The sequence below is a fragment of the Pseudoxanthomonas mexicana genome (genome assembly GCF_010093385.1).
In the GTDB taxonomy this organism is placed as follows: domain Bacteria; phylum Pseudomonadota; class Gammaproteobacteria; order Xanthomonadales; family Xanthomonadaceae; genus Pseudoxanthomonas_A; species Pseudoxanthomonas_A mexicana.
The window spans coordinates 1-20,966 of sequence record NZ_PDWV01000058.1 but is presented as its reverse complement, the minus strand read 5'-3'; the positions used below and the strand labels follow the sequence as shown (position 1 = coordinate 20,966).

18 protein-coding genes and 2 pseudogenes are annotated in these 20,966 nt (G+C 67.0%); 11 read left to right on the top strand and 9 right to left on the bottom strand.

The window, feature by feature from the left end; translation table 11 throughout:
• Window positions 1-350 (bottom strand): annotated as a pseudogene (locus CSC76_RS18900) (lytic transglycosylase domain-containing protein); the annotation flags it as partial.
• Window positions 351-575: 225 nt separating this feature from the next.
• On the opposite strand from CSC76_RS18900, the gene miaB reads away from it, so the two are divergent.
• Window positions 576-2,012 (top strand): tRNA (N6-isopentenyl adenosine(37)-C2)-methylthiotransferase MiaB, encoded by a 1,437-nt coding sequence (gene miaB / locus CSC76_RS16265; protein ID WP_162111016.1) that lies wholly within the window; start codon window positions 576-578, stop codon window positions 2,010-2,012.
• Between the two features lie 9 nt (window positions 2,013-2,021).
• Here miaB and CSC76_RS16260 read toward each other — a convergent pair whose 3' ends face one another.
• From CSC76_RS16260 to CSC76_RS16240, 5 genes are read right to left on the bottom strand one after another with little or no spacing between them, the layout of a single operon-like run.
• Window positions 2,022-2,453, bottom strand: a complete 432-nt coding sequence (locus CSC76_RS16260) for a hypothetical protein (RefSeq protein WP_162111015.1) — start codon at window positions 2,451-2,453, stop codon at window positions 2,022-2,024.
• Window positions 2,454-2,489: 36 nt separating this feature from the next.
• Window positions 2,490-3,575: an ABC transporter permease gene (locus CSC76_RS16255; RefSeq protein WP_162111014.1), complete on the bottom strand. Its 1,086-nt coding sequence runs from the start codon at window positions 3,573-3,575 to the stop codon at window positions 2,490-2,492.
• Window positions 3,572-4,498, bottom strand: a complete 927-nt coding sequence (locus tag CSC76_RS16250) for an ABC transporter ATP-binding protein (protein WP_162111019.1) — start codon at window positions 4,496-4,498, stop codon at window positions 3,572-3,574. The genes CSC76_RS16255 and CSC76_RS16250 overlap by 4 nt, the downstream gene beginning before the upstream one ends.
• 13 nt (window positions 4,499-4,511) lie before the next feature.
• Window positions 4,512-5,471, bottom strand: a complete 960-nt coding sequence (locus tag CSC76_RS16245; protein ID WP_162111013.1) for an HlyD family secretion protein — start codon at window positions 5,469-5,471, stop codon at window positions 4,512-4,514.
• Window positions 5,461-6,162, bottom strand: a complete 702-nt coding sequence (locus tag CSC76_RS16240) for a TetR/AcrR family transcriptional regulator (protein ID WP_162111012.1) — start codon at window positions 6,160-6,162, stop codon at window positions 5,461-5,463. Before CSC76_RS16240 ends, CSC76_RS16245 begins: the two co-directional genes overlap by 11 nt.
• A gap of 152 nt (window positions 6,163-6,314) precedes the next feature.
• Here CSC76_RS16240 and CSC76_RS16235 point away from each other — a divergent pair, with 152 nt between their 5' ends.
• The 10 genes from CSC76_RS16235 (at window position 6,315) to CSC76_RS16190 (ending at window position 16,602) form a co-directional block, all read left to right on the top strand.
• A complete protein-coding gene (locus CSC76_RS16235; protein ID WP_162111011.1) occupies window positions 6,315-6,608 on the top strand; it encodes a hypothetical protein in 294 nt (97 codons plus the stop codon).
• Window positions 6,609-6,635: 27 nt separating this feature from the next.
• Window positions 6,636-7,625, top strand: coding sequence for a PhoH family protein (locus CSC76_RS16230; RefSeq protein WP_162111010.1), 990 nt, complete (start codon window positions 6,636-6,638; stop codon window positions 7,623-7,625).
• Window positions 7,626-7,769: 144 nt separating this feature from the next.
• Entirely contained in the window at window positions 7,770-8,258 is a 489-nt protein-coding gene (gene ybeY, locus CSC76_RS16225) for an rRNA maturation RNase YbeY (protein ID WP_162111009.1), read from the top strand.
• Window positions 8,259-8,263: 5 nt separating this feature from the next.
• A complete protein-coding gene (locus CSC76_RS16220) occupies window positions 8,264-8,857 on the top strand; it encodes a hypothetical protein (protein ID WP_425500885.1) in 594 nt (197 codons plus the stop codon).
• A gap of 40 nt (window positions 8,858-8,897) precedes the next feature.
• Window positions 8,898-9,773, top strand: a complete 876-nt coding sequence (locus CSC76_RS16215) for a CorC family transporter (RefSeq protein WP_162111008.1) — start codon at window positions 8,898-8,900, stop codon at window positions 9,771-9,773.
• Window positions 9,766-10,944 carry a lipoprotein N-acyltransferase Lnb domain-containing protein gene (locus CSC76_RS16210; RefSeq protein WP_162111007.1) on the top strand — a complete coding sequence of 393 codons (1,179 nt, stop codon included), beginning with the start codon at window positions 9,766-9,768 and terminating at the stop codon, window positions 10,942-10,944. The genes CSC76_RS16215 and CSC76_RS16210 overlap by 8 nt, the downstream gene beginning before the upstream one ends.
• A 45-nt stretch (window positions 10,945-10,989) precedes the next feature.
• Window positions 10,990-13,011, top strand: coding sequence for a glycoside hydrolase family 97 protein (locus CSC76_RS16205; RefSeq protein ID WP_162111006.1), 2,022 nt, complete (start codon window positions 10,990-10,992; stop codon window positions 13,009-13,011).
• A 150-nt stretch (window positions 13,012-13,161) separates the two neighbouring features.
• Complete coding sequence (locus tag CSC76_RS16200; protein ID WP_162111005.1) at window positions 13,162-14,175, top strand: magnesium and cobalt transport protein CorA; 1,014 nt, start codon at window positions 13,162-13,164, stop codon at window positions 14,173-14,175.
• Window positions 14,176-14,286: 111 nt separating this feature from the next.
• Entirely contained in the window at window positions 14,287-16,374 is a 2,088-nt protein-coding gene (locus CSC76_RS16195) for a carbon starvation CstA family protein (protein ID WP_162111004.1), read from the top strand.
• Between the two features lie 3 nt (window positions 16,375-16,377).
• Window positions 16,378-16,602, top strand: a complete 225-nt coding sequence (locus CSC76_RS16190) for a YbdD/YjiX family protein (RefSeq protein WP_093490326.1) — start codon at window positions 16,378-16,380, stop codon at window positions 16,600-16,602.
• A gap of 67 nt (window positions 16,603-16,669) precedes the next feature.
• Here the strand turns inward: CSC76_RS16190 and CSC76_RS16185 are convergent, their stop codons facing one another.
• From CSC76_RS16185 to CSC76_RS16175, 3 genes and pseudogenes are all read right to left on the bottom strand, one after another.
• The gene (locus CSC76_RS16185) at window positions 16,670-17,938 is read right to left on the bottom strand and encodes a DUF819 family protein (RefSeq protein WP_276533354.1); all 1,269 of its coding nucleotides are present in this window, start codon (window positions 17,936-17,938) and stop codon (window positions 16,670-16,672) included.
• A gap of 4 nt (window positions 17,939-17,942) precedes the next feature.
• Window positions 17,943-20,012 carry an alpha/beta hydrolase family protein gene (locus tag CSC76_RS16180; protein WP_162111003.1) on the bottom strand — a complete coding sequence of 690 codons (2,070 nt, stop codon included), beginning with the start codon at window positions 20,010-20,012 and terminating at the stop codon, window positions 17,943-17,945.
• A gap of 93 nt (window positions 20,013-20,105) precedes the next feature.
• A pseudogene (locus CSC76_RS16175) lies at window positions 20,106-20,852 on the bottom strand (OPT family oligopeptide transporter); the annotation flags it as partial.
• Between the last annotated feature and the right edge of the window lie 114 nt (window positions 20,853-20,966).

Sequence of the window (20,966 nt, the reverse complement as noted above, 5' to 3'; positions counted from 1 at the left end):
ATGTAGGAATAGACCTGCCCGCTGACGACGCGGCGGGGACCGGTGGCGGGGGGGGTGGCCTGCGGCATCGCGGCAGGCACCATGGCCGCAGCCGAGTCGGACAAGGCCGGCGTGACGGCCGCGCCCACGGCAGGCGGCGGCGTGGCGGGCCGCGACACGGTGGCGACCTGCGCCGGGCGGCTCCGGTCCGGGGTATAGCGGCTGATCACCTCGCAGCTGGCGCCGCTGACGCGCTTGCTGACGTAGTTCGGCACACCGTCAGCGCCGGTGCACTTGTACAGCGTGCCCGCGCTGGCCGGCAGTGCGGTCAACGCGGCCAGCGTGGCCAGAAGCGTCAGAGTCCCCCTCATGCCGCGCAGTGTCCCCAATTCGCCAGCGGTTGCCAAGTCCTTGTCCAACAAAGGTTTCCTCCAATCTGTGCGGCCGGTCGGAGTTCCGACAGCCGGCGGCACCGCGGCCCGGAATGGCCTGATACCCGCTATCAACGCCGTCCGGGGACGGTTCCGGCCGCCTCGGCCCGGCCCGTGCGCGTAAACTACGCCGCCCGCTCCTCCCACCCGACTGGATTAAGCGCCATGACCGGGACGCAAGCCCCCGACCTGCCGACCACGGCCGGCCCTGCCGTGACCGACCCCGCCCTCGTCCCCCTGCCGCAGGCCAGGCCGCGCAGCCCGGACCTCGTGCGCGGAAAGCTCTTCATCAAGACCCACGGGTGCCAGATGAACGAGTACGACTCGGCCAAGATGGCCGACGTGCTGGCCGCCTCCGATGGCCTGGAGCTGACCGACAACCCCGAGGAAGCGGACGTGGTGCTGGTCAACACCTGTTCCATCCGCGAGAAGGCACAGGAAAAGGTCTTCAGCCAACTGGGCCGCTGGAAGGCGCTGAAGGCCGGCGGCCGCGACGTGATCATCGGCGTGGGCGGCTGCGTGGCGTCCCAGGAAGGCGAGGCGATCGTCAAGCGCGCGCCCTACGTGGACCTGGTGTTCGGTCCGCAGACCCTGCACCGCCTGCCGGAGCTGATCCGCGCCCGCCGCGAGCAGAACAGGCCGCAGGTCGACATCAGCTTCCCCGAGATCGAGAAGTTCGACCGCCTGCCCGAACCCCGCGCCGAAGGCCCGTCCGCCTTCGTGTCGATCATGGAAGGCTGCTCCAAGTACTGCTCGTTCTGCGTCGTCCCCTACACCCGCGGCACCGAGGTCAGCCGGCCGTTCGAGGATGTGCTGGTGGAAGTGGCGCAGCTGGCCGCCCAAGGCGTGCGCGAGATCAACCTGCTCGGCCAGAACGTCAACGCCTATCGCGGGCCCTACGGCGACGGCGAAGTCGCGGACCTGGGCCTGCTGATCCGCACCATCGCCGAGATCGACGGCATCGGCCGCATCCGCTTCACCACCTCGCACCCGCTGGAGTTCAGCGACTCGCTGGTGGACGCCTACCGCGACGTGCCGCAACTGGCCAACTTCCTGCACCTGCCGGTGCAGGCGGGCAGCGACCGCATCCTCTCGGCGATGAAGCGCGGCCACACCGCGCTCGAGTTCAAGCAGAAGCTCCGCAAGCTGCGCGCGGTGCGTCCGGACATCTCGATCAGCTCGGATTTCATCGTCGGCTTCCCCGGCGAGACCGACGCCGACTTCGAGAAGACCATGAAACTGATCGAGGATGTCGGCTTCGACCAGAGCTTCTCCTTCATCTACTCGCGCCGCCCCGGCACGCCCGCGGCCGACCTGCCGGACGACGTGTCCGACGCCACCAAGCACGCCCGCCTGGACCGCCTGCAGAAGCACATCAATGCCCATGCCGCCGGCATCTCGCAGGCCATGGTGGGCACGGTGCAGTCGGTGCTGGTGGAAGGACCGTCGAAGAAGAACCCGAACGAACTGACCGGCAAGACCGAGAACATGCGCTCGGTGAACTTCCCCGGCCACCCGCGCCTGGTCGGCCAGTTTGTCGACGTGGTGATCACCGAGGCGCTGACCAACTCGCTGCGCGGGCGCGTGGCCGGCGCCGACTGAGTCGACGCATCAACCGACGACGGGCAGAGGCACGCCGTCGCGCTCGTTGTCCCAGACCATGTGGATGATCTTCCAGCCTTCCTCGCCCTTGTAGAGCTGGATGCTGTTGATGCCGCGCCTCTCCGGCACAGTATCGCCGGGGGCATGGCGCGCCTCGTAGGCGCTCCAGACGTGGGCGATGTTGCCGAAGATCCGGATCTCCCGCCCCGTCTCCACCTCGAAGAAATCCATGTCTGCCAACAGCGCGTCGGCGTTGGCACGGTATTCCTCCAGCGAGAACGACAGGCGCCACGGCGCACCCTGCGCATCGACACCCGTGCGGATCTGCCGGCAGTCCGGATGGAAGACCGCGTCCTGCATCGACCAGTCGCGTGGGCCGGCAGGGCCCGAGATCATCGCGTACATGGCGTCCGCCACCGCACCGATTGCCGCTTCGTCCATTGCCGCACTCCAGAGTCGTGATGAAGCGCCAGCCTATCAGTCCAGCCGCTTGCGGAAGCGCAGGATCGCCCCCGTCATCATCACCGTCGTGAAAGCCAGCAAGGCCAGCACATCCGCCCACAGTTCCCAGAGACTGGCGCCGCGCAGCATCACGCCGCGGATCAGGCGCAGGAAATGGGTCAGCGGCAGCGCCTCGGCCATCCACTGCACGACGTTCGGCATGCCGGCGAACGGGAACATGAAGCCCGACAGCAGGATCGACGGCAGGAAGATGAAGAACGTCATCTGCATGGCCTGGAACTGCGACTGCGCGCGGGTGGAGATCAACAGGCCCAGCGTCAGGTTGGCCACGATCAGCAGGCAGGCGGCGATGTAGGCATGCAGCAGGCTGCCGCCCAGCGGCACCTGGAACAGCCACATGCCCAGCGCCAGCACCACGGTCGTCTGCACCAGGCCGATCGCCACGTAGGGCAGCACCTTGCCGATCATCAGCTCGGCGCTGCTCACCGGCGTGGCGATCAGCAGCTCCATGTTGCCGCGTTCGCGTTCGCGCACGATGGCCACGCCGGGGAACAGCACCATGGTCATGGTAAGGATCACGCCGATCAGCCCGGGCACGATGTTCACCGCCGAGCGCCGCTGCGGATTGTAGAAGCCGACCACGCTGATCGTGCGCGTCGCCAGCGGACTGCTGCGCCCGTCCAGTGGCATCTGCGCCAGCTGCGCGGCGGCGCTCTGCACCGCATTGTCGCTGCCATCGACGAGGATCTGCACCGCCTCGCGACCTTCCGCGCGGCGACGTTCGTGGTCCGGCGGAATGACGATGCCGATGCTTATCTCGCCGCGGCGCATCGATTCGACCAGTTCCTGCGGCGTCGCCGCTTCCTGCACCGGCTTCACCACCCCGGTGGCGACGATGTCCATCACCAGCGCGCGCGAGGCGGACGTGCGCGACTGGTCGGCGATGCCGGCCGACAGGTCGCGCAGGTTGGTATTGATGGCGTAGCCGAACAACAGCAGCTGCATCACCGGAATACCGACGATCATCGCCATGGTGATGCGGTCGCGGCGCATCTGCCGCAGCTCCTTCACCATCACGGCCATCAGGCGCCGCAGGTTCATGCGGCCTCCTCGCGCGCGGGCTGGCCGCGCGTGGCCGAGACGAAGACATCCTCCAGGTTGGCCGGCGCGGCCGAGACCTGTGCGTTGACGCCGGCTGCGCGCAGGCTTTGCGCGATGCGGTCCGCGGCCTGTCCGTCCTCGGCCATCAACACGCGCAGCAGGTTGCCGATCTGCGCCACGCTGATCACACCCGGCAGGCCGACCAACGCCTTCTGCGCCTGGCGCGGCTGCGCGGCGTCCACCACCAGCGTGCGCCCGGCCAGTTCGCCGGTCAGTGCGTCCGGCGTACCGTCCGCGACGAGGACGCCGCGATCGAGGATGGCGATGCGATGGCAGCGCTCGGCCTCGTCCATGTAGTGCGTGGACACCAGCAGCGTGGTGCCGGCGTCGGCAAGTTCGAAGAGCTTCTCCCAGAAATCGCGACGCGACTCCGGATCCACCGCACTGGTCGGTTCGTCGAGGAACAGCAGTTCCGGCTGGTGTATCACCGCACCGGCCAGTGCCAGACGCTGCTTCTGCCCGCCGCTCATCGTGCCAGCCAGCTGCTTCTGGCGGTCCTGGAAGTGGTACTGCTCGACCAGCTCATCGATCCTTCGCCTCGCCTGCACGCGCGGGATGTCCTGCACGGCCGCCAGGAATTCCAGGTTCTCGCGCACCGTCAGGTCCTCGAACAGCGAGAACTTCTGGGTCATGTAGCCGATCCGGGTGCGCAGTTGCTCGGCCTGTTCCGGGATGCGCAGACCCAGCACTTCGATGTCGCCCGCCGTCGGCGTGAGCAATCCGCACAACATGCGGATGGTGGTGGATTTTCCGGAGCCGTTCGGGCCGAGGAAGCCATAGACATGACGACGCGGAATGTCCAGATCGACATCGTCCACCGCCACCAGTGCGCCGAAGCGCTTGGTCAGGCCACGGACACGGATCGCGCGTCCTTCCTCACTCGTCGCCATCGGACACCACCTGCAGCGGGGCCCCCACCGGGAGACCGGCAGCCTCCTGCCCCAGGCTGATCTCTGCCAGGTAGCTGAGCCGTTCCGCGTCCTGGCCGGTCAGCGCGAAGTAAGGAGTGAAGCTGGGCTCGCTGCGGATCATGCGCACCCGTCCGGTGTAGGCCTTCTTCTGGCCATCGAGGCGTACCTGCGCGGTGTCGCCGACCTTCAGCCGGTTGCGCAGTGCCTGCGGGAGGTAGACGCGGGCATAGGGCGCCTCGCCCACCAGCATCACCGCCAGCGGTGCACCCACTGGCGCCTGGTCGCCCAGCTTGTAGGGCAGGCTGTCGATGCGGCCCGCGCGCGGCGCCACGATATCGAGCTTCTCCAGCGTCCCCGCCTGCACGCGCGCCTGCGCGTCCGCCGCAGCGACGGCCGCTTCGCCCTGCGCGACCTGTTCGGCGCGCGTGCCGCGCTCCAGTTCCAGCAGCGCCGCCTGTGCGACCCGCACCTGGGCCCGCGCACTCTGCGACGCGGCACGCGCACGATCCACCTCGGAGGCGGCGACCAGGCGCTGGCGACCCAGTGGCTGCAGGCGCGCGTAGTACGCGTCGGCATCCCGGGCCTGCGCCTGCGCGGCGGCCAGGCTGGCGCGCGCCTGTGCGATGGCCTCGCCGCGGGGACCGGCACGCAGTTCGGCCAGCGCTTCGCGGCGTTGCGTGGCCTGGGCCTGTGCGGCCGCCAATTGGGACTGGGTACGGGTCAGTTCCAGTTGCAGCAATGGCGCGCCGGCCACCACCTGCTGGCCTTCGCGCACGTCGATGCGGACGATCTTCTCGGCCACCGGCGCGGGCAGCGTCACCCGGTCCCATTCCAGCGTGCCCAGGGCCTGCGGCGCGTCCGCCCTGCAGGCGGCCAGCACGAGCATCGCCGCCGCCAGCGCGACGCTTCGCGGTTCACTTCGCATGATCAAGCTCCAGTCCGCGATCCAGCAGCACCAGCGTGTGCCGGCGCAGGTCGTTGAAGTCGATGTCGTCGGCGCCGAACAACTGGCGCCAGATCGGCGCGCTGGCCATCGGGAACATCGTCAGCCCGATCAGCGACACCATCAGCAGGCGCGGATCGAGGTCGGGGTTGAGCTGGCCGGCCTGCTGCGCGGCGGCGAAGCGGCCGGCCATCATCGTCGGCAGCAGCGGGCCGACTTGGCGGATCATCATGTCGCGCAGCGCGCCGCCCTCGCACAGGATCTCGCGCACCCACAGTGTGGGCAGCCACGGATGCTCGGCCACCACCGTGCCGATGCCGTGCACGAAGCCGGCGACCAGCCCCGCGACATCCCCATCCCCGGCCTGCATCACCGGCGCGCGCATCTTCGCCACGACCGGCAGCAACCGCTCGGTCACCACCGCTTCCTGCAGCTGCGCCTTGTCGCCGAAGTAGTAATGCACCAGCGCGGGCGTCACCCCGGCCTCCTTGGCGATGTCGCGCAGCGAGGTGGCCGCAATGCCACCACGGACGAAACAGGCCAGCGCCGCGTCCAGCAGGGTGGCGCGCAGGTCGGCGGTCTCGGCGGTGGGACGGCGCCCACGGGCGCGCTTGCGGGGGGCGGCTTTGGGCGGACCGTCCGTCCTGGCCCGGGGAGGTGTCGTCGTTGTCATGGGATTTATTTAATTTTCCATTTAATTAAATTTCAAGCCCGTTCCGACGAGCGGCGGGAAGGTGGCCGGCCACAGGCCGTCGCGCTACCCTGCGCGCCCGCCTTGCGTTTGCCAGGATCGCCGCCATTTCCTCGGATAGCCCCCGCCTGTGGGTGTTCACGCTGGAAGCCCGGCCGCGCGCCGACAGCCCCGACTTCGTTGAAGCCGGCGGTGCGTACGTCACCTGCTACCAGAAACCCGGATTCGCCGACGACCCCATGCGGCGCGCATCCGAGTTCATCCGCGAACAGGGCTGGGTGGTCGTGGCGGTGGAGGACGAACCGGTGCAGGTCGACCGCGACGAAGCCCCCAATGCCGACCACTTCGACCAGGCCCTGGTCGACGACGAGGTCTACGTGTTCAACCAGTGGCCGGTCGAGGATGCCGACGACCAGACGCGCCACTAGCCCCCGACTACATCGAACCCCTGCCCCATGACTGCCCCCAGCAAGCGCGAATTCACCCTGGAACCCGAAAACACCGAACGCCTGGCCAATCTGGCCGGCCCGTTCGACGCCCACCTGCGCCAGATCGAACTGCGGCTGGGCGTGGAGATCGCCAACCGCGGCGCCGTCTTCCGCGTCACCGGCCCCGCGAAGGCCGTGGCCGCGACCGAAAAGCTGCTGCATGCGCTGTACCAGGAAGCCGCCAGCGAGACTTTCGACAGCGAGGCCATCCACCTGCGCCTGACGGCCGCCCACGTGGACCAGGTGGCCGACGACGGCTACGCGCCGCAGGACGTGGCCATCAAGGTCAAGCGCGGTACCGTGCGCGGCCGCGGCGCCAACCAGGCCAAGTACCTGCACGCCATCGCCACCCACGACATCAACTTCGGCCTCGGCCCGGCCGGCACCGGCAAGACCTTCCTGGCCGTCGCCAGTGCGGTGGAAGCACTCAACGAGTCGCGGGTGCAACGGCTGATCCTGGTGCGCCCGGCGGGGGAGGCCGGCGAGAAGCTGGGCTTCCTGCCCGGCGACCTGTCGCAGAAGGTCGACCCGTACCTGCGGCCGCTGTACGACGCGCTGTACGAGATGCTGGGCGTGGACAAGGTGGTCAAGCTGCTGGAGAAGAACGTCATCGAGATCGCCCCGCTGGCCTACATGCGCGGCCGCACGCTCAACGATGCGTTCGTCATCCTCGACGAGGCGCAGAACACCACCATCGAACAGATGAAGATGTTCCTCACGCGCATCGGCTACGGCAGCACGGCCGTGGTCACCGGCGACCTGACCCAGATCGACCTGCCCAAGCACCAGAAGTCGGGTCTGAAGGATGCACTGGACGTCCTGCGCGACGTGGACGGCATCTCGTTCACCTTCTTCACCAGCCGCGACGTGGTGCGCCACCCGCTGGTGGCGAAGATCGTGCGGGCTTACGATGCGCGTGACGGCAAGGATGCGGAGTCGGCCGAGCAGCCTTCCTGATCGCCGTCATCCCCGCGCAAGCGGGGATCCAGGTTGGTCTTCCCCTTGGCTTGCATGAGCCCGTCATCACGCAACATCGGAATGGATGACCCGTCATGCGGCTGTTGAAAGTCCGGCATGCGCCGGAATGACGAGCGAAAAAACATGACCCAAGGCCCCGTCCGTCTCGACGTTTCCGTCAGCTATGCGCTGCCGCGCACCGGCATCCCGTCGGCGGTGAGCTTCCGCAAGTGGGTGGCCGCGGCGCTGGCCGGCCGCATCCGCGAAGCCGACCTCGCCATCCGCATCGTCGACAGCAAGGAAGGCCGCGCGCTCAACCGGCATTACCGCGGGCGCGACTATGCCACCAACGTGCTCAGCTTCCCGGCCGAGATGGCCGAGGGCGTCAAGCTGCCCAAGGGCGTGAAGATGCCGCTGCTCGGCGACCTGGTGATCTGCGCCCCGGTGGTCGCGCGCGAGGCGAAAGAGCAGAAGAAGCCGCTGGCCGCGCATTACGCCCACATGACCGTGCACGGTGCGCTGCACCTGCTGGGCTGGGATCACGAGGACGACAAGGAGGCCGAGTGCATGGAGCAGCTGGAACGGGAGATCCTGGCCGAACTCGGCATCGCCGACCCCTACGCGGAAGACTGACCATGCTGCGCTCCCTGTTGCTCGCGTCCTGCGTGACGCTGACCCTGCCCGTCGCCGCGCGCGCCCAGACCGGTGCGACCGACCTCGCGTCCTTGATCGAATGCCGTGGCGACATCGCCGGCCTGACCGCACTCGCACCCGCGCTGGAAGACCCTCTGAAGGCGGTCGCCCTGGGCTGGCAGCCGCTGCCGCAGGCGAACATGTTCATGACCGAATACCGCCTGGCCTCGCCGATCCGCGTGTTCGGGCGCGGCCCGGACCACATCGCCTTCACCGGCAGCAGCGTGATGGCGATCCTGGACCTGCCCGACCCCCGCCCGCTGGCCAGCGAACTCGGGCTGGAAACGGCCATCGATACGCCGGCCAAGGCCATGTTCGGCAAGGAACTGCGCAGCGAGGAATCCCGCGATGCCGAAAGCGGCCAGGTGCTGATCGAATCCGTCGTCCTCAACGTCAGCAACGTGTCCTCGCATCCCGGCAAGACCCTGGTGGGGTGCAGCTACAGCCTGGACCTGCCCGAGGATGCTCCCGACACCGACACCGACGCGCCCGCGCCCGAAGGGGCGCCCCCGCCTGCGCCCGGCGGACAACCGCGTTAGACTGAACCCCACGCCCCAGCGGGGCGACCCTTTCCACGAGATGTCAGAAGACGACAGTACCCACGCGCCGGACGGCTCCGACAAACCTTCGGAGAAGCGGCGCTCCTGGCTGGACCGCCTCAGTTCGGCGTTCTCCGGCGAACCCAGCACACGCGACGACCTGGTGGAGTTGCTCCGCGACGCGCAGTCCGACGGGCTGATCGGCGGCGACACCCTGAAGATGATGGAAGGCGCCATCGCCGTGGCCGACCTGACAGTGGGCGACGTGATGGTGCCGCGCGCGCAGATGGTATCGCTGCCGGTGGAGGCGCGCTTCCTGGACCTGATGAAACAGGTGGTGGAATCCGGCCATTCGCGCTTCCCCGTTCACGGCGACAACAAGGACGAGATCCTGGGCATCCTGCTGGCCAAGGACCTGCTGCGCGGGGTGGTGGCCGACAACGGTCCCGGCACCGTGCGCGAGCTGCTGCGGCCGGCGGTACTGATTCCCGAATCGAAGAAGCTGAACCTGCTGCTGAAGGAATTCCGTCTGTCGCGCAACCACATGGCGATCGTGGTGGACGAGTACGGCGGCGTCGCCGGCCTGGTGACCATCGAGGACGTGCTGGAACAGATCGTGGGCGAGATCGACGACGAGCACGACGAAGCCGAGGACGGTGCCGCGCTGATCGCCGCGCAGGCCGACGGCCAGTTCGTGGTGGATGCGCTGACGCCCATCGCCGACTTCAACGAACGCTTCGGCGCCGACTTCCCGGACGACGAGTACGACACCGTCGGCGGCCTGGTCACCGCCGCCATCGGCCATTTGCCCGAAACCGGCGAGGAACTGACGCTGGGCCGTTTCCTGTTCCGGGTGGCACGGGCCGATGCGCGCCGCGTGCATGCGTTCCATGTCGGAGTACTGGCGGATGCGTAGCGCGATCGCGCGCCTGGCGCTGCTGGGCGCGCTGTGGCTGCTGGCCGCCGCGGCATGGGCGGCGCCGCGCATCGGCGTGGCGACCATGCAGCCCGGCGAGGTGTTCTTCGAGCGCTTCGGCCACAACGCCATCATCGTGGTGGATCCTGCCAGCGGCGACGCCATCTCGTACAACTTCGGCTTCTTCGATCCATCCGAAGCCGACTTCGTCGGCAACTTCGCGCGCGGCCACATGATGTACTACCTGGTCGCGCTGCCGTTCGAGCAGGACCTGGCGCAGTACCGCGACAGCGGCCGCGGCGTGTCGATCCAGTGGCTCGATGTCGGGCCCGACCAGGCGCAGGCGCTGGCCGACGCGCTGGCCGAACGCGCGCGGCCGGAAAACGCACGCTATCGCTACGACTACTTCACCTCCAACTGTTCCACCCAGGTCCGCGACGCGCTGGATGCCGCGCTGGGCGGCGCGCTGAAATCGCAGCTTTCGGGCCGTTCGCGCGGCAACACCTTCCGCAGCGAAGCCGTGCGCCTGGCCTCGCCGGCGACATGGATGTGGCTGGGCTTCGACGTGGGCCTCGGCCCGTCGGCAGACAAGCCGATGTCGCGCTGGGAGGAAGGTTACGTGCCGATGCGCCTGGCCGACAGCCTGCGCGAGGCGAAGAACGCCGCCGGCCGTCCGCTGGTGCAATCGGAAATGCAGCTGCTGCCGCACCGCATCGCGCCGGAGCCGGCCGAAACGCCGCGCCGGTGGTGGCCCTGGCTGCTCGCAGGCGTCGTCATCGCGGCACTGGTCGCGGGGACGGGACGTCGCTCGCCCCGCGTGATCGCGGCCGTGGCGTTGCCGTTGTGGCTGCTCTGCTTCGTGGCGGGCGCGCTGCTGGTGTACCTGTGGGGTTTCACCGACCACTGGGCCGCGTGGGCCAACCGCAACCTGCTGCTGTTCAATCCGCTGTGCGTCCTGCTGGTTCCCGGCGCAATAGCCGTGCTGCGCCGCCGCAACCCGCCGGTGTGGTTCGGCTGGCTGACGGTCGCCATCGCGGCAGGCGCCCTGGTCGCATGGTTCCTGCACTGGCTGCCCTTGCGGCTGCAGTACAACCAGACGTGGATCGCCCTGATGACGCCAATCCACCTGGCGCTTGCATACGTATTCATGCCGCGACGCTTGTCGCGCTGAGCCCCGCCACGCACGATGCGGCCCTCTGCTTATCGCGAGGGTCGCATGCACCGTTTCCTGATTCCGCTCTTCGTCCTGCTGTCCAGCGCCGCCGCGCATGCGGCGCCCGGCCCGCGCGTGGCTTCGCCCGACGGCACCATCATGGTGGAGCTGGCCACCGACAACGACGGCAGGCCCGCGTATGCGGTGTCGCGCAAGGGACAACCGGTCATCGCGTCGTCGCGGCTCGGCTTCCTGCTGCTGGATGCACCCAAGTTCGAACGCAACATCGAGATCGTGCAGCCGCGCACGCGCACGTTCGACGAGACCTGGGAACAGCCGTGGGGCGAGCGCCGCCTCATCCGCAACCACTACAACGAACTGACCGTAACGCTGAAGGAGAAGGCCAAGCCCTTCCGCAGCTTCGACGTGGTGTTCCGCGTGTTCGACGACGGCGTCGGCTTCCGCTACCGCTTCCCGAAGCAGTCCGGCCTGGAGCAGGTGAAGATCAGCGAGGAGCTGACCGAATTCTCGCTGGCCCGTGACGCGACCGCGTGGTGGATTCCCGCCGGGGAATGGAACCGCGAGGAATACCTTTACCACCGCACGCCCGGGCAACAGGTCGGCGACGCACAGACGCCGATCACCTTCAGGTTCGAGGACGGCACCCACCTGTCCATCCACGAGGCCGCGCTGGTCGACTACAGCGGCATGAACCTGACGCGGGTGGAAGACCGCAAGCTGAAAGCCGACCTGACGCCCGGCATCGGCGAAGGCAAGGTGGTGCGCGCGGCGCCGTTCCACACCCCGTGGCGCACACTGCTGCTGAGCGATGACGCCGCCGGCCTGGCGATGTCCAGCCTGACGCTGAATCTCAACGAGCCCAATGCACTCGGCGACGTGTCATGGGTGAAGCCGATGAAGTATGTCGGCGTGTGGTGGGAAATGCACCTGGACCTGAAGAGCTGGGCCTCCGGCCCCAAGCACGGTGCCACCAACGCCAACGTCCGCAAGCACATCGATTTCGCCGCGAAGCACGGGTTCGGCGGCGTGCTGGTCGAAGGCTGGAACGTGGGCTGGGACGGCAACTGGTTCGGCAACGGCGAGGATTTCAGCTTCACCCAGTCGTATCCGGATTTCGACCTGGAAGCGCTCAGCCGCTATGCCCGCTCAAAGGGCGTGGTCCTGATCGGCCATCATGAGACATCCGGCAACGCGGCCCACTACGAAGAACAGATGGGCGATGCGTTCGACCTCTATCAGCGCGTCGGCGTGCCGGCGGTGAAGACCGGCTATGTGGCCGATGCCAGCCAGGCCAAGGTCACCGGCACCGACGGCAGGCGCCACTACGCGTGGCATGAAGGGCAGGACATGGCGCGCCATCACCTCAAGGTGGTGACCGAAGCGGCCAAGCGCCACATCGCCGTCAATCCGCACGAGCCGATCAAGGACAGCGGCCTGCGCCGCACCTATCCGAACTGGATCACCCGTGAAGGCGCGCGCGGCATGGAGTTCAGCGCCTGGGGCCAGCCGGGCAATCCGCCGGAGCACGAAGCCAACCTGGTGTTCACCCGATTGCTCGCCGGCCCGATGGACTACACGCCGGGCATTTTCGGCATGAAGACACGCTCCACCGACGGCATTGCGACCACCTGGGCCAAGCAGCTCTCGCTTTACGTGGTGATCTACAGCCCGCTGCAGATGGCGGCCGACCTGCTGGAGAACTACGAGAAGAACCCGGCGCCGTTCCAGTTCATCAAGGACGTGCCGGTGGACTGGGACGACACGCGCGTGCTGAACGGCGAAGTGGGCGACTACGTGACCATCGTCCGCAAGGAGCGCGGCGGCGACAACTGGTACCTCGGCGCGCTGACCGACGAAGACGGCCGCACGCTCAGCGTGCCGCTGACCTTCCTAGACGAGGGCCGCCGCTATACCGCGCAGATCTACCGCGATGGCGACAAGGCCCACTGGAAGACCGCGCCGCAGGACATCGTGATCGAGGAACGCAGCGTCGCCCGCGGCGACACGCTGACGCTGAAGCTCGCGCCCGGCGGTGGGCAGGCGATCAGGTTCGTGGCGCAGTGATGACGGAAGCTTGTGTGTAGGAGCGCCCTTGGGCGCGATGCTCTCGTACTGGCATCCACCGGAAAGCATCGCGGGCATGGCCCGCTCCTACAGCAGCGCAGGACGTGACCGAACTTGCCGCAACCGCGCGCGTGGCGCACGATTCCCGCCATGAATGACCTCGCCGCCGTCGACACGAAACCCGCCCTGCCCCAGTGCGTCATCAACTGCGTGGTCTATGACCAGGGCGGCAAGCGGCGCGATATCGGCCTGGACGAGATCAGCGACGTGCTGGCCGTCGACGACGGCAGTTTCATCTGGGTGGGCCTGTACGAGCCGGCGGACGCCATCCTGGAGAAGCTGCAGGAAGAGTTCTGTCTGCACGACCTGGCCGTGGAGGACGCGCAGAATGCGCACCAGCGCCCGAAGCTAGAAGCCTACGGCAACTCGCTGTTCGTGGCCGTGCACACGGCGCAGGTGGTGGACGATCGCATCCGGTTCGGCGAAACCCACGCCTTCCTGGGCCCGCGCTACCTGGTGACGGTGCGGCACGGTGCGTCGCTTTCGTATGCGCCGGTACGCGAGCGCGTGCAGCGCGAACCCGATCTTCTTGCGCTCGGCCCGTCGTATGGGCTGTACGCGGTGCTCGACTACATCGTCGACAACTACCGGCCGATCATCGACCAGTTCAAGCAGACACTGGATGCCCTGGAGAAGGACATCTTCTCCGACACCTACCGGCGGGGGACGGGGGTGAAGCTGTACGAGCTGAAGCGCGAGCTGACCCAGATGCGCCTGGCGGGGGCGCCGCTGCAGGACGGACTGGCGCAGCTGACGCGCTCGCAGAGCGCACTGATCCCGGAAGAGGTGCGGCTGTACTTCCGCGACGTGCAGGACCACGTGCTGCGCGTGAACGAGTACACCGATACCCTGCGCGAGATGCTCACCACCGCGCTCAGCGTGAACCTGTCGCTGGTGACGCTGGCGCAGGGCGAGATCGTCAAGCGGCTGGGTGCGTGGGCCGCACTGCTCGCCGCCCCCACGCTGATCACCAGTTGGTATGGCATGAACTTCGAACACATGCCCGAACTGGCCGGGCGCTTCGCGTATCCCATTCTGATCGCCGGCGTGGCGCTGGCCTGTTTCGGCCTGTACCGCCTGTTCAAGCGCTCGCGCTGGCTCTGAGGTCCTACGCCGTCGGATTGCGACCAAAGTCGAAGGCCGAATCGGCCATTACGGATTGACCGGCCTTCCGCATGGGGGGACCCTTGTCCGGACTTGTCGGAGGGTTTCCGGATGAACGGTTTTTCCAAGATCGGCTGGGCGGCGCTGGCGCTTCTGGGCGCGGTGTGCCTGGGCGTGGTGGCGCTGCGCCAGGGCGAGCAGATCAGCGCGCTGTGGATCGTCGTGGCGGCGGTATCCATCTATCTGGTGGCGTACCGCTACTACAGCCTGTACATCGCGAAGAACGTGATGGGGCTCGACCCGACCCGCGCGACCCCCGCGCACCTCAACAACGACGGCCTGGACTACGTGCCCACCAACAAGCACGTGTTGTTCGGCCACCACTTTGCTGCCATCGCCGGCGCCGGTCCGCTGGTCGGCCCGGTGCTCGCCGCGCAGATGGGCTACCTGCCCGGCATGCTCTGGCTGATCGCGGGCGTGGTGCTCGCAGGCGCGGTGCAGGACTTCATGGTCCTGTTCATCTCCAGCCGCCGCAATGGCCGCTCGCTGGGCGATCTGGTCCGCGAGGAAATGGGCCAGGTGGCCGGCACCATCGCGCTGTTCGGCGCGTTCCTGATCATGATCATCATCCTGGCGGTGCTGGCGATGATCGTGGTGAAGGCGCTGGCCGAAAGCCCATGGGGCATGTTCACCGTCATCGCCACGATGCCCATCGCGATCTTCATGGGCCTCTACATGCGCTACATCCGTCCCGGCAGGATCGGCGAGATCTCGGTGGTCGGCATCGTCCTGCTGCTGCTCGCCATCTGGTTCGGCGGCAAGGTCGGCGCGCATCCCACATGGGGCCCCGCCTTCACCTTCACCGGCACCCAGATCACCTGGATGCTGATCGGCTACGGCTTCGTGGCCGCCGTGTTGCCCGTATGGCTGCTGTTGGCGCCGCGCGATTACCTGTCCACCTTCCTCAAGATCGGCGTGATCGTCGCGCTGGCGATCGGCATCGTCATCGCCAGCCCGGAAGTGACCTCGCTGAAGATGCCGGCGCTGACCCAGTTCGCCAGCTCCGGCGACGGTCCGGTGTGGAAGGGCGGTCTGTTCCCGTTCCTGTTCATCACCATCGCCTGCGGTGCGGTCTCGGGCTTCCATGCGTTGATCAGCTCGGGCACCTCGCCCAAGTTGCTGGCCAATGAAACCCACATCCGCTACATCGGTTACGGCGGCATGCTGATGGAATCGTTCGTCGCCATCATGGCGCTGGTCGCGGCCTCGATCATCGAGCCGGGCGTGTACTTCGCCATGAACAGCCCCGCCGCCGCGATCGGCACGAGCGCGGTCGACGTGGCCGCGAAGGTCAGCAGCTGGGGTTTCGTGGTGACGCCGGAGATGCTGACGCAGACAGCGCACAACATCGGCGAGGGCACGATCATCTCGCGCGCCGGCGGCGCACCCACGCTGGCGGTGGGCATTGCGGTGATCCTGCACGACGCGCTGCCCGGCGGCGACGCGATGATGGCGTTCTGGTATCACTTCGCCATCCTGTTCGAAGCGCTCTTCATCCTGACCGCGGTCGATGCGGGCACGCGCGCCGGCCGCTTCATGCTGCAGGACCTGCTGGGCAACTTCATCCCGCCGCTGCGCAAGACCGACTCGTGGGGCGCCAACGTCATCGGCACCGCCGGCTGCGTCGCGCTGTGGGGATACTTCCTCTACCAGGGCGTGGTCGACCCCCTGGGCGGCATCAATACGTTGTGGCCGCTGTTCGGCATCGCCAACCAGATGCTCGCGGGCATCGCGCTGATGCTGTGCACCGTGGTGCTGTTCAAGATGAAGCGCGACCGCTACGCCTGGGTCACGGTGGTCCCGGCGATCTGGCTGCTGATCTGCACCACCTATGCGGGCCTGATCAAGATCTTCGACAGCAATCCGGCAATCGGCTTCGTCGCCCAGGCGAAGAAGTACCAGCTGGCCATCGCCGATGGCCAACTGCTCGGCACGGCGAAGAGCATGGCCCAGATGCAGCAGGTGGTGGTCAACAGTTACATCAACGCCGGCCTGACCGCCCTGTTCCTGTTCGTGGTGTTCAGCGTGCTGGTGTACGCGCTGCGCGCCATCGCCAAGGCACGCGCCAGCAGCACGCGCACGGACCGCGAGACGCCCTACGTAGCGCTGACCGACGAGCAGCAGAAGGCGTGGCTGTAGGCCATGGGCACCGAACTCGTCCCGCTCTCGCATTTCGCCACGCACAAGCGTGTGTGGCGGAGGCTGGTGCAGACCGCGCGCCTGTGCTGCGGCATCCCCGACTACGACAACTACGTCCGGCACGTGCTGGAGAAGCATCCGGACCGCGAACCGATGGACTACAAGACCTTCTTCCGCGAACGACAGGAAGCGCGGTTCGGCGGCAGGAGCGGGTTCCGCTGTTGCTGAGGCAAGTTCCCGCTGTATTGACAGTTCAATGACCGCCCCTCCGAAAGAGGGGCGGCTTTTTTGTTAATCAGCCGCCAGCAAGCGCCTGCAACATCAGTCCCGTCAGGTAAGCGCAGTAGGTACCCAGCACGTACCCCAGAACCGCAAGCAGAACACCCACGGGCGCCAGTGCAGGGTGGAACGCGCTGGCCACAACCGGGGCGCTGGCGGCCGCGCCGATATTGGCCTGCGACCCCACGGCCATGAAGAACAGGGGCGCACGAATCAGGCGCGCAACCAGCAGCATCAGGCTTGCGTGCACCGCGATCCAGATCAGGCCCAGAAGCAACAGGAAGGGCTTGTTGGCCAGTGCCTTCAGATCCATCTGCATGCCGATGGTCGCAATCAGCACATACAGGAAAACCGTGCCGATCTTCGACGCGCCCGCGCCCTCGAGTTCACGCGCACGGGTCAGGCTGAGCACCACACCCACGGTCGTGGCAATCACCACCAGCCAGAAGAAGCGCGAATCCAGGCTGTAGTCCCGCAACCGCCATTCGGCAGGCAACGACGTGATCCACGCGACCAGTGGCTCGGCGAGAAAATGCGCGAAGCCGGTCGCGCCGATCGCCACCGCGAAGATCAGCATGAGATCCGTTGTCGACGCGATCCGTGCATGCTGCGCCTGGTAGCTCGCCATCCGCTCCTTGAGCGTTTCGATCGCCGAAGTGTCCGCCTTGAGCCAGCGATCCCAGAACGCCGCCCGCGACGCCATGAACAGCAGGGTTGCCATCCAGACATAGCCGACGATCACGTCAACTGCCGCGAACTGTCCGAACAGGGTGGCGTCGACCTCGAACACCTCCTTCATCGCCGCCTGGTTGGCGCCGCCGCCGATCCAGCTTCCGGTCAAGGTGGTCATCCCGCGCCACGTTTCGCCTGCGACCGTTTCCGGATGGATCACCCCCATCGCCGTGAAACTGACCAACGCACCCAGCATCACGCCCACGGTGCCGGTCAGGAACATCACCAGCGCCTTCGGACCGAGCCGGGAGATGCCACGAATGTCCATCGACACGCAGAACAGTACCAGCGACGCCGGCAACAGATAGTCGCGCGCCATCGGATACAGGTTCGAGCCTGCACCGTCCACCAAGCCGAAGCTGTTGGCGATCGCCGGCAACAGGTAACAGGGCAGGATCGCGGGGATCACCGAGTAGAACTTCTTCCAGACCCCCTTCTCGCGGGAAGCGCTCCAGAAAACGAAGCCCAGGATGATCGCCAGCAATCCGAGGACTGCGGCGTCGCCAGTGATCACTGCAGCATTGATCTGCTGCCCCTCTGCGGGTGCTGCCATGCATTTACTCCCCGATGTGCTGCTTCAGCCAGGCGTTGACGGTGTCGTGCCACAGGATGCTGTTCTGCGGCTTGAGCACCCAGTGGTTCTCGTCGGGGAAGTACAGCAGCTTGGATTCGATGCCCTTGCGCTGCAGCGCGGTGAACGTGGACAAACCCTGGTCCACCGGCACGCGGTAGTCCTTCTCGCCCTGCACCACCAGCATCGGCACGCGCCACTTGGCGACGTGGTTGACCGGATTGAACTTCTCGTAGTTCTCCGGCTTGTCGAACGGCGTGCCGCCGTTCTCCCACTCGGTGAACCACAGCTCCTCGGTCACGTAGCCCATCGAACGGGTATCGAACACGCCGTCGTGGTTGACCAGGCACTTCCACGGCTCGTTCCAGTTGCCGGCGATCCAGTTGATCATGTAGCCGCCGTAGCTGGCGCCCAGCGCGCAGGCCTTGCCGCCGTCGAGGAAGGCATACTTCTGCTGCGCCGCGGCCCAGCCCTTCTGCAGGTCTTCCAGCGGGCGATCGCCCCAGTGCTGGCTGATCGCATCGGTGAAGGCCTGGCCGTAGCCGGTCGATCCATGGAAATCGATCATCACCACCGCATAGCCCTGGCCCGCGTAGGTCTGCGGATTCCATCGATAGCTCCAGCCGTTGCCGAAGCTGCCCTGCGGTCCACCGTGGATCAGGAAGGCGACCGGGTACTTCTGACCTTCCACGTAATCGTGCGGCTTGACCACGTAACCGTGCACGGTCTCGTTGTTCCAGCCGGCGAAGGTGAACTGTTCGAAGTCGCCGAACGACACGTCCTTCAGCACCTCGCCCGCACTGGGCGTGATGGCGCGCAAGGTGGCGCCGGCATCATCGCTGGTGGCATAGATCACGTCGCCGGACTTCAACGAGTTGCGCGACAGCACTACCGTCCGCCCCACCACGTCAAAAGCCGAAACGCTGCCGTCTCCGACGATCTTTCGCGACTCGCCGCTCTGGATATCAACCGAAAACAGGGGATGTTCGCCCGTATCCTGCGCCGTGGTGTAGATCCTTTCGCCGTCATCCGAGAGCACGATGCTGTCGGCGCTGCGGTCCCAGTTGGGCGCGATCTCACGGACTTTTCCGTTGTCCAGGTCTAGCGACATCAGTGCAAAGCGGTCCGCCTCGAAACCCGGGCGCTTCATCGCGCGGTAGAACAGCGTCTTGCCGTCGGCGCTGAACACCGGACCGGTGTCCCAGGCGGGATTCGACGCCGTCAGGTTGACCGGTGCGCTGCTGCCATCGGCGGCAAGCCTGTACAGGTCGAAGTTGGTCGACCAGGCCTCGCCCTTGCCGGCCACGCGGATCGCGGCGACGACCGACGCACCATCCGGCGACCAGGTGTACTCATCCGCGCCACCGAACGGCTTGGACGGCGCGTCGCCATCCAGGCGGTCGGTCAGCGAAGTGGCACTGGCAACGGGCTTCGCCTTGCCTTCCGGCAGTGCGGCCACGAACAGGCGGCTGCGGCGCCCATCGGCCCAGGTGTCCCAATGACGGACGAACAGGCCGTCGTACACCACGCCGCTGCTCTTCTTGGCGGCGGTGTCGTCCAGTCTCTTCTTCGTGCAGGCGAAGTCGGCCTTGCAGTCGGCGAAGGTGTCGGTGCTGAACAGCAGGCGCGTCCCGTCCGGCGACACCTTGTAGCTGGCCACATCCAGTGCGAACGCCGTCAGCTGGCGCGGCGCCCCGCCGACCAGTGGCATCGCATACAGTTGCGGCGTGCCGGACTTCGCGCTGAGGAAATAGACCGTCTTGCCTTCCGGCGAGAACGACGGCGAGTTGACGTTCCATCCTTCCGGGGTCAAGCGCTTAGGCGGCGCCATGTCGCGGGTCAGCAGGTTGCGGACCCACAGGCTGCTGCTGGCCTTGACCACGTCGGCATCGACGATGCGCTTGGCGAAGACGACCGTGCTGCCATCCGGCGACAGCACCGGCGAGGACACGCGGTCCAGCTTCTGCAGGTCGCGCACATCCAGGCCGCGGGCGGCGGCGAGCGACGGCAGCGCCGCCAGCAGGCAGAGGGGCAACAGGGCGGATCTGAGGTTCATCCGGGGCTCCGGCGACAGGAAAACCCCGATGTTAGGCGCTAAATGCGCCGCGGAGCAAAGGCGTGAGGTCACGCCCTTGCGCCGTGCAGCCGCTTAGTGCGGGCCGGACCCCGCCTCACCCAACGCCTTGGACTTGGCGCCGGTGCGGTACAGCAGCCAGCCCACGATCGCCAGGATCACCAGGCCGACGATCTCGCCCTGCTGGAAGGCCTCCGGCAGCACCAGCACGTCGCGATCCTTGGACACGTAGATGGCGATGCCCACCGCGATGCCCATCAGCGCCTCGCCGGTGATCAGGCCCGCGGCGAACAGCGTGCCGGGGCGATGGATGCGGTCGCGCGCTTCTTCGTCCTTCGTACCCACCATGCCATGACGCTTTTCCACCAGATAGGCCAGCAGGCCACCGAGGAAGATCGGCACCATCAGCTCCAGCGGCAGGTAGATGCCGATGGCCGCGGCCAGCACGGGCACGCGGAAACTGCTCTCGCGGGCCTTCAGCATCTCGTCGATGGCGATGATGACCGCGCCGATGACCGCGCCGATGCCGATGATGCCCCACGGCAGCTCGCCACCGAACAGACCCTTCGCCACCGACGCCATCAGCGTGGCCTGCGGCGCGGACAGCGGATTCGGATGTTCGGCCGTCGGCGCACCGATGCCGTAGGCCTCGGACAGGATGTTCAGCACCGGCGCCATGATCAGCGCACAGGAGAACGCGCCGATACCCAGCATCAGCTGCTGCTTCCACGGCGTCGCGCCGACCAGGTAGCCCGCCTTGAGGTCCTGCAGGTTGTCGCCGCCCACCGCCGCGGCGCAGCACACGACCGCGCCGATCATGATCCGCGTCTTATACACATCTGACGCAGCCGACGAACTTCAGCGCGTAGGTTCGTGCAATCGTCTCTTGTTCACTATGACATCAAACCAGAATAATAAGGAGTACATACATACTGT

Bases quoted from the DNA above. Each gene is read 5' to 3' on its own strand.
- miaB (WP_162111016.1), top strand. From the start codon at position 576: ATGACCGGGACGCAAGCCCCCGACCTGCCGACCACGGCCGGCCCTGCC.
- CSC76_RS16260 (WP_162111015.1), bottom strand. From the start codon at position 2,453: ATGGACGAAGCGGCAATCGGTGCGGTGGCGGACGCCATGTACGCGATG.
- CSC76_RS16255 (WP_162111014.1), bottom strand. From the start codon at position 3,575: ATGAACCTGCGGCGCCTGATGGCCGTGATGGTGAAGGAGCTGCGGCAG.
- CSC76_RS16245 (WP_162111013.1), bottom strand. From the start codon at position 5,471: ATGCGAAGTGAACCGCGAAGCGTCGCGCTGGCGGCGGCGATGCTCGTG.
- CSC76_RS16240 (WP_162111012.1), bottom strand. From the start codon at position 6,162: ATGACAACGACGACACCTCCCCGGGCCAGGACGGACGGTCCGCCCAAA.
- CSC76_RS16230 (WP_162111010.1), top strand. From the start codon at position 6,636: ATGACTGCCCCCAGCAAGCGCGAATTCACCCTGGAACCCGAAAACACC.
- ybeY (WP_162111009.1), top strand. From the start codon at position 7,770: ATGACCCAAGGCCCCGTCCGTCTCGACGTTTCCGTCAGCTATGCGCTG.
- CSC76_RS16215 (WP_162111008.1), top strand. From the start codon at position 8,898: ATGTCAGAAGACGACAGTACCCACGCGCCGGACGGCTCCGACAAACCT.
- CSC76_RS16210 (WP_162111007.1), top strand. From the start codon at position 9,766: ATGCGTAGCGCGATCGCGCGCCTGGCGCTGCTGGGCGCGCTGTGGCTG.
- CSC76_RS16205 (WP_162111006.1), top strand. From the start codon at position 10,990: ATGCACCGTTTCCTGATTCCGCTCTTCGTCCTGCTGTCCAGCGCCGCC.
- CSC76_RS16200 (WP_162111005.1), top strand. From the start codon at position 13,162: ATGAATGACCTCGCCGCCGTCGACACGAAACCCGCCCTGCCCCAGTGC.
- CSC76_RS16195 (WP_162111004.1), top strand. From the start codon at position 14,287: ATGAACGGTTTTTCCAAGATCGGCTGGGCGGCGCTGGCGCTTCTGGGC.
- CSC76_RS16190 (WP_093490326.1), top strand. From the start codon at position 16,378: ATGGGCACCGAACTCGTCCCGCTCTCGCATTTCGCCACGCACAAGCGT.
- CSC76_RS16185 (WP_276533354.1), bottom strand. From the start codon at position 17,938: ATGGCAGCACCCGCAGAGGGGCAGCAGATCAATGCTGCAGTGATCACT.
- CSC76_RS16180 (WP_162111003.1), bottom strand. From the start codon at position 20,012: ATGAACCTCAGATCCGCCCTGTTGCCCCTCTGCCTGCTGGCGGCGCTG.